Genomic DNA, 10350 nt, shown 5'->3' with positions numbered 1-10350 from the left:
CCTTCTTCATGATTTCGGATAGCTCCCACGATGGCAGGGTGCAGGCCCCGTTCAGCCCCTGAAGCAGCAAGCGCCGTGCCAACCGCCTTGCATGGCGGACTTTCGGCCTTCAGGGCCAGAAACTGCCCAATTTGGCGGCAGATTGCTGAATTTTGGGGCAGCAGCGGGCGAAAATCAGGGCGGATCAGCGCGCATCCAGCTCAACAGGCGGGATTTCGCCCAGCGACGTGTCCGGCGCGTCCGGCTTCCAGCCGGTGCCCGGGCGGAAGATCGTGTCGCGCCCGGCCATGATGTCGCCGGACGCCACCTGCAGCGCCAGCCTCTCCTGTTCGCGGCGGACATATTCCGCCGTGATGGAATCGATCGTGTCCTCTGCCGTGCCCACTTCGCGCAGCGCCAGCCGCCCCACCTCGATGGCGCTGTGGAACAGTTCCCGCACGGCAAGATCGATGTCGGCGGCGACGAGGCGCATATAGTGCACGCGATCATGCGCGCGGACGAGGATCCTGAGGTGCGGGAAGGCCTTGCGAACGGCGTCCAGCCGCTGCGGCTCCCACGCGCCGCCGGATGTCACGATCAGCAGCCGGGCATCGCGCGCGCCGGCCGCGCGCAGCACGTCGGGGCGGAAGCCGTCTCCGTAATAGACCTTCCAGCCGAAGCGCCGGGATTGTTCGATCTGGTCGGGCTTGGTGTCGATCAGCACCACGTCCAGCCCGCGGGCATGCAGCAACTGGGTCACGATCTGGCCAAAGCGGCCATAGCCGATCACGATCACGCTGCCGGGGCTGCCGGGTTCCGGGCCGTCCAGTTCGCCATCGTCTGCCGGCTGGGCGCGGGCAGCGGCATAGCGGCGATAAAGGGTGGACAGCAGCAGCGAGCAGAGCATCGACAGGGTGACGACCGCCGTGAACAGCGAGGCGGCGTCGGGCCGGATCAGCAGCCCTGCCACCGCAGAGGCCAGCAGCACGAAGGCGAACTCCCCGCCCTCGCTCAGCAGCAGGCCCATCGGCAGCGCCTTGTCCCACGGGGTGCCGAAGGCCCGCGCCAGCACAGTGATCACCGCTGTCTTCACCAGAACCAGCGCCGCCACCAGCATCAGCACCTGCCCGGGGCTGCGAAGCACCACGGCAATATCCAGCGTCATCCCCACGGCCAGGAAGAACAGGCCCAGCAACAGGCCGCGGAACGGCTCGATATCGGCCTCAAGCTCGTGCCGGTAGGGGCTGTCCGCCAGCATCACGCCCGCGATGAAGGCCCCCAGCGCCATGGACAGGCCGAAACTTGCCATCAGGTAGGAGGCGCCCAGCACGGTGAGCAGCGCCGCGATCACGAAGATGTCGCGGGTGCCGACCTGCCCGAACAGCCGCATCGCCGGGTTCAGCACATAGCGGCCGGCCAGCACCAGCGCGACGATGGTGCCGACGCTGGCGGCCACCAGCGTCAGCCCTTCGGGCGCATCCGGGTTCGGCGCGCGGCTGAGCGCCGAGACGATGATCAGCAGCGGCACGATCGCCAGATCCTGCAACAGCAGGATGGAGAAGATGCGCTCCCCCTCCCGCGTGTTCAGCTGGCCCTTTTCCTGCAGATACTGCACCACGAGCGCGGTGGAGGAGAGGGCGAGCGCAAGACCGACGACGAGCGCCGACTGCCATGTCAGCGCCGTCAGCAGCAGCAGCGTCGCCGCCAGCGCCAGCCCCGTCAGCACGACCTGCGCCGTGCCGAGGCCGAAGATGTCGCGTCTCAAGGCCCACAGGCGCGCAGGCTGAAGCTCCAGCCCGATCACGAACAGCAGCAGCACGATGCCATATTCGCCGAACGCCAGCACGTCCTCGGTGTCGTCGATCAGGCCGAACCCGTAGGGGCCGATCAGCAGGCCGGCCGTCAGATAGCCCAGCACCGCGCCCAGCTTGAAGCGGCTGAACAGCGGCACCATCACGGCGGCCGCGCCCAGGAAGATCACGGCTTCCCTGAGGATGGTGGTGTCTGCGATTCCCGCCATCGTCAGCCCTGCGGCGCCAGCGCAGCGGCCTCTGCGGCGGCGGCGGCGCTCGCCTCGAAGGCAAGCAGGATGGAGGGGTGCCGGGCCGGATGGGCGCGGGCCGGTTCGAACAGGGTGAGTTCGGGGAAGCGCGCGGCAAGGGGCGCGGGCAGCGGCCCGTCGCCCTTCAGCCAGCCTTTCAGCAGCGCATGCGCCTGCGCCAGACCTTCCGCCGTTTCGCCCAGCACATGTCGGCCGAGGATCGCGGCAGAGGCCTGGCCCAGCGCGCAGGCCCGAACCTCCTGCCCGAAATCCACGACCCGGCCGGAAGGGTCTAGGCCAAGGCCAACCGTCACGCGGCTGCCGCAGATGGGGGATGTGCGCCGGGCGCTGGCCTGCGGCGCGGCGGGCAGCGATGCATGGGGAATGGAGGCCGCCAGCCGCAGGATTTCCGCGTTGTAGAGGGGGGCGTCCATCGCCCCGGTTATAGGAAGCGCCTCAAGGGTTGGTAAAGGCCGGGCGATAGCGGGGGGCCAGAAAGTTGCGCACCGGCGCTGCATCCAGCGCGATTTCATAGACGCCTTCGGACCAGGGGCCGGCTTCATACGGCGGCACCAGCACGCGGAACATGCCGATGGCGCCATCACCCTGCGGCACGATCGGATAGGCGGCCGGATCGGGGCAATCGCTGAACCCGGCTGCCGCCTGTCCCTGCCGGCGCGCGGCGCGCTCTGCATCCAGCGCCTTGCAGAAGGCGGGCTTCAGAACGGCCATCGCGGCTGCGGGATCGGTGAAGAGTTCGGCAAAGCTGATGCGGCGTCCCGCGCCGCGATCCCAGATCACCGATCGCAGCACCAGATTGCCGTGCGCCCCGCCGGTGAAGCTGTACTGGCGGGCGGAAAGAGCCAGCAGCAGGTCGGTCTCCGCCGCCGGCTGCCAGCGCTCCAGCCACTCCGTCTGATAGGGCGGGCGGCCGGGCGGCGGGGATTTTGCATCCTCCTCTGCCTGCCGCATCGCCTTCTGCCGCTCGGCCAGGGCTTCGGCGCGCATCCCGGTGACGAGCGCCGGCTCCAGCGCGGCCTCGGGCGCCAGCGACCAGCGGAAGCGCAGCACGGGCGATTCAAAGCGGACCAGCAGGTCGGTCGCGGGCAACTCCGACTCTGCGGCGGGCGGCGGGCCTGCGGGGGTGCCGCCAAGGGGCTGGGCCGTTGCAGGGGCCGCCAGCAGCAGCGCGGCGAGGAGCATCAGGCGCGGGCGGATGCCCATCCTCAGCGCTTCCGCACGAATTCGGCGCGGAGCACGAGGCCCTTGATACCGTCGAACCGGCAGTCGATTTCCTGCGGATCCCCGGTGAGGCGGATCGAGCGGATCACAGTGCCGACCTTCAGTGTCTGCCCCGCGCCCTTCACCTTCAGATCCTTCACCAGCACCACGCTGTCGCCATCTGCCAGCAGATTGCCCACCGCATCGCGCACCTCGACAGCGGCGGCGGCCTTCGCGGCGGCTTCGGCGGCCGGGATCCACTCGCCCGTTGCCTCGTCATAGACATAGTCGTCGTCGGACATTTCAGATCAGCCTCCGAATAACGTCACCATGACGATTAACAGACAATGCAATACCATCCTTGGCCATGCTGTCTCTAATTGCATCAGCTAAATCCCAATTTTTTTCGGATCGAGCTTTAATATACAACTCAACTTGCGCCTCTTGTTCGTCAGAAAGAAATGTGGCGATGTATCCACTTTTATTTCTATCTAAATCTAATCCAATAATTTTCCCAAGTAAATGAAGAATCGATCTCGAAATATCATTATCTCCAGGCGAATCTCCATAGTTTAGATTTTCAATTCCTTTCATAATAGAAATACTTGGAACAACAGAATGCATGTTTGATATGTAAAGAGGAATATTTAAGTCATTAAGCAGAGGATCAAATAAGTTTCCAAATTCAACTTTTTGCAATTCTGCCTCGTCAACCCTTCGGGCTTCGTGATGCCATTTATGCAAAACTCGTTCGCTTTGACGTAGCAATGCATCATCCCACCGCAGCGGCTGCCTATAATGCGCGCTCAGAAGCGCCAGCCGCAGCACTTCGCCGGGCCAGCCCGCCGCCAGCAGTTCGCCGGGCGTAATGATATTGCCCAGCGACTTGGACATCTTGGTTTCGCCCATCGTCAGGAAGCCGTTGTGCATCCAGATGCGCGCCAGTTCCGCGCCGCCATGGGCGCAGCAGCTTTGCGCGCGTTCATTTTCATGGTGGGGGAATTGCAGATCCAGCCCGCCGCCATGGATGTCGATGGTGTCGGTTTCCAGCACGCCGCGGATCATCGCGGAGCATTCGATGTGCCAGCCGGGGCGGCCCCGGCCCCAGGGGCTGTCCCAGCCGGGCTGGTCCGCCGTGCTGGGCTTCCACAGCACGAAGTCGCCGGGGCTGCGCTTGTAGGGGGCCACTTCCACACGCGCGCCGGCGATCATTTCGTCCATCGGGCGCTTCGAAAGCGCGCCATAGCCGGGGAATTTCGAGATTTCGAACAGCACATGGCCGTTCGCCTCATAGGCATGGCCGCGCCCGATCAGCGCCTCGATCATGGCGATCATGCCGTGGTCGCCCGCGATATGCTCTGTCGCGCGCGGGTTGAAATCCGGCTTCAGGCAGCCCAGCGCGGCCATGTCGGCGAAATAATGGGCTTCGAACTCGGCCGCGACGGCCTGGGGGCTGCGGTTTTCGGCCACGGCCTTCGCCATGATCTTGTCGTCGATATCCGTGATGTTGCGCGCATAGCGAACGTTGTCCGGCCCATGCACATGCCGGAGCAGGCGATAGAGCGTGTCGAACACCACGGCCGGCCGGGCGTTGCCGATATGGGCGCGGCCATAGACGGTGGGGCCGCAGACATAGAGTGTCAGCGGCTTGCCCGGTTCCGGGGTGCGGAGCGGCTGCTTCTGCCGGGTCAGCGTGTCGTAGAGGCGGATTTCGGGCATCAGATCTCGACCTGATCGCCCGACTTCGCGCCTTCGTTCAGCAGGTCGTCCAGCGCGCGCCGGTCTTCCCGGCTATAGCCTTCCTCCGGCTCTTCCGGGGGGCCGAAGCCCGGTTCCAGTTCCGGGTGGCCGGGCGGCAGCGCGCCGGGCGGCGGCACCAGCCCCGGCGGCAGTTCGAAGCTGCGGTTTTCGGCCTTTTCATCCTGAAGCTCGTGGACCCAGCCCACCATCGCGTCGGCACTGAGGCCGAGAAGCGGAGCCGTCTTGCTGTCCATCAGCCATTCGGGAAGCTGCTGGTCGGGATCGAACAGGCCGGTCGAGAATTGCGCGAGCAGGAACATCACCGATCCCAGGATCAGGCCCTTCAATGCGCCGAAGCCAAGGCCGAGCAGCCGGTCCATCGGGCCCAGAACGCTGCGCTTGGCGAAGCCGCCGGCCGCACCCGCGATCAGCTTGGCGACGATCACCGTGCCGAAAAACAGCAGCAGGAAGGCGATGATCGCGCCCGATGCCTCTCCGCCCACCTTGGGGGCCAGCCACAGCGTGACCTGCTGGTGGAACATGCGCACGGCCACGATCCCCAGGATCCAGCCGGCCAGGCTCAGCGCCTCTTGCGTGAAGCCGCGCAGCAGGCCGACGATGGCGAGAAGCCCGACAAGGGAAACGACGACCCAGTCGAAGCCGGTGAACTGATCCACGATATCCATGGCCAGCCGCCTAGGCCCCCGCCTTGATGCGGTCAACGAGGGCTGCGACGGATGAAACCGGCACGGCCTTCAGCGCGCCGACACCCGCCACGCCGGGCGGCACCAGCGCGCGGGTGAAGCCCAGCTTTTCCGCCTCCTTCAGCCGAAGCGCGGGGTGGGCGGTTGGCCGCACCTCTCCGGACAGGGCGATTTCCCCGAAGGCGAGCGCATCACCCGGCACCGGCAGATCGAGCAGCGCCGAAACCAGCGCCGCCGCCACCGCCAGATCGGCCGCCGGATCGACGACGCGAAGCCCGCCCGCGACGTTCAGATAGACTTCCGCCCCGCCGAACCCCAGGCCCGCGCGCGCCTCCAGCACGGCGAGGATCATCGCAAGCCGGGAACTGTCCCAGCCGACGACCGCCCGGCGCGGCGTCGCGCCGCTGGGCAGCCGCACCGTCAGCGCCTGAAGCTCCACCAGCACGGGGCGCGTGCCTTCGAGGGCCGGGAACACGACCGCGCCGGCCACGGCCTTTTCGCGCTGGGTGAGGAACAGGCAGGAGGGGTTCTTCACTTCCGCAAGGCCATCGGATTCCATGGCGAACACGCCGATCTCGTCTGTGCCGCCGAAGCGGTTCTTCACCGCGCGCAGCACCCGGTATTGATGCCGCCCCTCCCCTTCGAAATAGAGGACGGCATCGACCATATGTTCCAGCACGCGGGGGCCGGCGATCTGCCCGTCCTTCGTGACATGGCCGACGAGGATGAGGGCCGTGCCCGAGGTTTTCGCCCAGCTGATCAGCTCCAGGCTGGCCGCCCGCACCTGGCTGACGGTGCCGGGCGCGCCTTCCAGCTGATCGCTGTGCATCGTCTGGATCGAATCGATCACCAGCAGGGTCGGTGCCGCCCCCTGCCCCATGGTGGTGAGGATATCCCTGACCGAGGTGGCCGCCGCCAGCTGCACCGGCGCATCCGCCAGCCCCAGCCGCCGGGCGCGCAGCCGCACCTGATCGGCCGCTTCCTCGCCGGATACATAGGCGACGCGATGGCCGGCCCGCGCCATGCGGCCCGCCGCCTGCAACAGCAGGGTGGACTTGCCGATCCCGGGGTCGCCCCCGATCAGCACGGCAGAGCCGGGCACCAGCCCGCCGCCAAGCGCCCGGTCCAGCTCGGCAAAGCCCGTCGGCAGGCGCTTCGGCAGTTCGATTGCCGCATCCAGCGGCTGCATCTGGAGGACGCGGCCGCCCGTCTTCAGGCTGTGCTTCTGCACAAAGGGGGTGACGGCGGCCGCCGCCTCTTGTTGCAGCGTGTTCCATTCGCCGCAGTCAGGGCATTGCCCCATCCATTTCGAAGCCACGCTGCCGCACGCCTGGCACACATAACGCGTCTGGGGTTTCGCCATGCCGGGGAACCTAGGGGCTTCGCACGCGCAAGGGAATGGCGCGATCCGGTCAGCCTGCGCCGAAGGCCAGCAGCGCCGCGTGGAGGGCAAGGCCGATGAGGCCGCCGATGAGCGTGCCGTTGAGGCGGATATATTGCAGGTCGCGCAGCACCGCGCCTTCCAGCCGGTCGGTGATGGTGGCGGCGTCCCAGCCCTTCACCGTTTCGGACACCAGCTTCACGATATTGTCGCCATGATCCGCAACGGTTCCGACGACGGCGCGGCGGGCCAGCTGGTTCACCGCGCCGGCCAGCTGCGGATCTTCCCTGAGCGAGCGGGCCATCGCTTCGCCGATCTCGCTGAAGCCCTCGCCCTGGGCCATGTTGAGCAGACCTTCCTTCAGCCGGTTCCACAGGCCTTCCAGCCAGTCGGACACGGCCGGGTTGGACAGAAGCTCGCGCTTCACCCGTTCCACCTTCGCCCTGGTTTCCGGCATGTGCTGCAGATCGAAGGCCAGATTGGCGAGGGCCTGATCGGCCCGTTCGCGCAGCGGGTGATACGGATCGGCGGCGAGGTCCGCGAACAGGCCGCGCAGGCCGTTCACCAGTTCGTTTGCGATCCGTTCATCCACATTCACCAGCCGCAGCATCCAGCTCGTGCGCTCTTCCACCATGGCGCGGATCAGGCCCTCCTGGCTGTCGAGCGCATTGTTGGCCCACAGGATCAGCTGGTCGATCACGGGCCGGTGCCGGCCATCCGCGATCATCGCCTCCAGCATCCGGCCCAGCAGCGGCGACACCTCGATGTCGCGCAGGCGCTGGGTGGCGCCGTCCTGCAGGCGCTGCATCACGGCGCCCGCCGCCGGCGTTTCCGCCAGCTGGACGACGAGGCGCGAAACCCCCCGGCGCACGCGCCCGCCGGACGCAGGCCGTTCCAGCACGCCCGCAATCGCATTGGCGGCGTCGAAGCCGTCCAGCCGCCGCGCGACGTTGGAAGGCGTGAGGAAATTGTCTTTCAGGAAGGTGGCGAGGGCGTCACCGATCCTGTCCTTCGATTTCGGGATGATCGCCGTGTGCGGGATGGGCACGCCCATCGGGTGGCGGAACAGCGCCGTGACCGCGAACCAGTCCGCCAGCCCGCCCACCAGCGCTGCTTCCGCGAAGGCCTGCACCCACACGAACTGCGGATGCACATGCCCCATCGCCCAGGTGGAGGCGGCCAGCAGCGCCGCCATCAGCACGAGCAGACCGGTCGCCACCCGCCTCAGGCGGAGACCCTGTTCCATCCGCGCAGACGGCGGCGGTTCCTTCCCGTCACTCGGCAGCTTGCGGCCCCGCAGCCGGCGGGTGCGCCGGTTCCTCGCCGGCCTCGCCGCCGTTGGTGAACAGGCGCTTGAACAGCGGCCCAAGCTTGCGTTCCACATCGTCGGCCAGCGTGAAGGCCGCAGGCACGATCACCAGCGTCAGCACGGTTGAGAGCAGCAGGCCGCCGATCACCGCGATCGCCATCGGCGCGCGGAAGCTGGAATCGCCGTGGATCCCCAGCGCCACCGGCAGCATCCCGGCCGTCATGGCGACTGTCGTCATCACGATCGGCTGCGCCCGCTTGTGGCCGGCATCGATGATCGCGGTTTCCCGGTCCACGCCATGGCGCATTTCCTCGATCGCGAAATCGACGAGCAGGATCGAGTTCTTGGCGACGATGCCCAGCAGCATCAGGATGCCGATATAGACCGGCATCGTCACGGCATGGCCGGTGAGGATCAGCGCGATCACGGCCCCCAGCGGCGCCAGCAGCAGCGAGCCCATGTTCACGAACGGCGGGAGCACGCGCCGGTACAGCAGCACCAGCACAGCGAACACCAGCAGCACGCCCGACACGATGGCGACGAGGAAGCCGGTGACCAGCTCTTCCATCACTTCGGCCTGGCCCTGCTTCACTTCCTGAATGCCGGCGGGCAGATTCTTCATGGCGGGCAGTTCGCGCACGGCCTTCAGCCCGTCGCCGAACTCCACGCCGTTCAGATCGGCTTCCAGCGCGATGCGCCGGCTCTGGTTGTAGCGGCGGATGCGGGTGGGGCCGGCGCCGAAGCTGATGTCGGCCACCACCTTCAGCGGAACCGATCCGCCAGACGCCGTCGGCACCGGCAGGTTCGACAGCATGTCGATGTCGGCGCGCGCATTCTCGACAAGGCTCACCCGGATCGGCACCTGCCGGTCCGACAGCGAGAATTTCGCCATGTTCTGCTCGATGTCGCCAAGCGTCGCGATGCGGATCGTCTGCGACAGGGTGCTGGCAGTGACGCCCAGCTGGGCAGCCACGTCGAACTTCGGACGGATCAGGATTTCGGGCCGCTCGATGTCGCCATTGATGCGGGCGTCGCGCAGCACCTTCAGGCCCTGCATTTCCTTTTCCAGCTTGCGCGCCGTCTGGTCCAGAAGGACGGGATCGTCGCCGGCCAGCATGATCACCATGTCGCGACCGTTGAAGCCGCCGTTCATCGACGCGAAGTTGATCCGCGCATCGGCGATGTTCATCAGCTGCGGGGCAACCCGGCGCTCGAACTCCTTGGTGGTGACGTCGCGGTCCTTCGCGTCAACCAGGTTGATGTAGATATTGGCGCGCCGCACATCGCCGTCGTCGCCGATGAATTCGAACGCCTGCTTCACTTCCGGCTGCTGCTTCAAGAGCGCGTTCACCTGATCGACGACATGCGTCGTATCCTGCAGGGTCACGCCCGGCGCCAGCTCGATCTGGATCTGCGAGGAGCCGAAATCGCCATCCGGCTGGAAGCCCTGCGGCATCTGCGCGAACAGCACGATCGTCAGGAAGAAGGAGGCGACGCCGAGGCCGACGACCGTCAGCGGACGGGCATGCGCCTCGATCTGGCCCCAGAAGCGGCTGAGCATGTTGCCGTGGCGCTTCTGCGGCTCGCGGTGGATCGTCCAGGCCAGCAGCTGCATGTAGCGCCGCATCCACGGCCCGTCGGCATGCGCCTTTTCGCCGTGGGGCTTCAGGAAATAGGCCGCGATCAGCGGCGTGATCAATCGCGCGACAAGCAGCGACATGAACACCGCAATGGAGACGGTGAGGCCGAACTGCTTGAAATACTGCCCCGGGATGCCCGGCATGAAGGCAACGGGCAGGAACACCGCGATGATCGAGAAGGTGGTGGCGACCACCGCCAGCCCGATTTCATCGGCCGCATCCAGCGAGGCCTGATAGGGCGATTTGCCCATGCGCATGTGGCGCACGATATTCTCGATCTCCACGATCGCGTCATCGACCAGGATCCCCGCGACAAGACTGAGCGCGAGCAGGCT

Annotated in this window: 9 protein-coding genes; all 9 read right to left on the bottom strand. The window is 66.6% G+C overall.

Annotated elements, in window-relative coordinates; genetic code table 11:
- Nucleotides 1-184: 184 nt before the first annotated feature.
- Entirely contained in the window at nucleotides 185-1999 is a 1815-nt protein-coding gene (locus tag ACE3O8_RS11060; protein ID WP_374389705.1) for a monovalent cation:proton antiporter-2 (CPA2) family protein, read from the bottom strand.
- Nucleotides 2000-2001: 2 nt separating this feature from the next.
- Complete coding sequence (locus ACE3O8_RS11055) at nucleotides 2002-2454, bottom strand: iron-sulfur cluster assembly scaffold protein (RefSeq protein ID WP_374389703.1); 453 nt, start codon at nucleotides 2452-2454, stop codon at nucleotides 2002-2004.
- Nucleotides 2455-2476: 22 nt separating this feature from the next.
- Nucleotides 2477-3244 (bottom strand): hypothetical protein, encoded by a 768-nt coding sequence (locus ACE3O8_RS11050; RefSeq protein ID WP_374389701.1) that lies wholly within the window; start codon nucleotides 3242-3244, stop codon nucleotides 2477-2479.
- A gap of 2 nt (nucleotides 3245-3246) precedes the next feature.
- On the bottom strand, nucleotides 3247-3543 hold the full coding sequence (locus ACE3O8_RS11045) for an alkylphosphonate utilization protein (protein ID WP_374389699.1): 297 nt from the start codon (nucleotides 3541-3543) through the stop codon (nucleotides 3247-3249).
- Between the two features lies 1 nt (nucleotide 3544).
- The gene (gene cysS / locus ACE3O8_RS11040) at nucleotides 3545-4960 is read right to left on the bottom strand and encodes a cysteine--tRNA ligase (protein WP_374389697.1); all 1416 of its coding nucleotides are present in this window, start codon (nucleotides 4958-4960) and stop codon (nucleotides 3545-3547) included.
- Entirely contained in the window at nucleotides 4960-5667 is a 708-nt protein-coding gene (locus tag ACE3O8_RS11035; protein WP_374389695.1) for a CvpA family protein, read from the bottom strand. Before ACE3O8_RS11035 ends, cysS begins: the two co-directional genes overlap by 1 nt.
- A 10-nt stretch (nucleotides 5668-5677) precedes the next feature.
- A complete protein-coding gene (gene radA, locus ACE3O8_RS11030) occupies nucleotides 5678-7048 on the bottom strand; it encodes a DNA repair protein RadA (RefSeq protein WP_374389693.1) in 1371 nt (456 codons plus the stop codon).
- A gap of 49 nt (nucleotides 7049-7097) precedes the next feature.
- The gene (locus ACE3O8_RS11025) at nucleotides 7098-8312 is read right to left on the bottom strand and encodes a DUF445 domain-containing protein (protein ID WP_374389691.1); all 1215 of its coding nucleotides are present in this window, start codon (nucleotides 8310-8312) and stop codon (nucleotides 7098-7100) included.
- 28 nt (nucleotides 8313-8340) lie between these two features.
- On the bottom strand, nucleotides 8341-10350 hold a 2010-nt coding region (locus tag ACE3O8_RS11020; protein WP_374389689.1), incomplete at its 5' end, for an efflux RND transporter permease subunit.

This window comes from Sandaracinobacter sp., from assembly GCF_041909755.1.
In the GTDB taxonomy this organism is placed as follows: domain Bacteria; phylum Pseudomonadota; class Alphaproteobacteria; order Sphingomonadales; family Sphingomonadaceae; genus Sandaracinobacteroides.
This window is presented reverse-complemented; position numbering and strand designations above follow the sequence as displayed.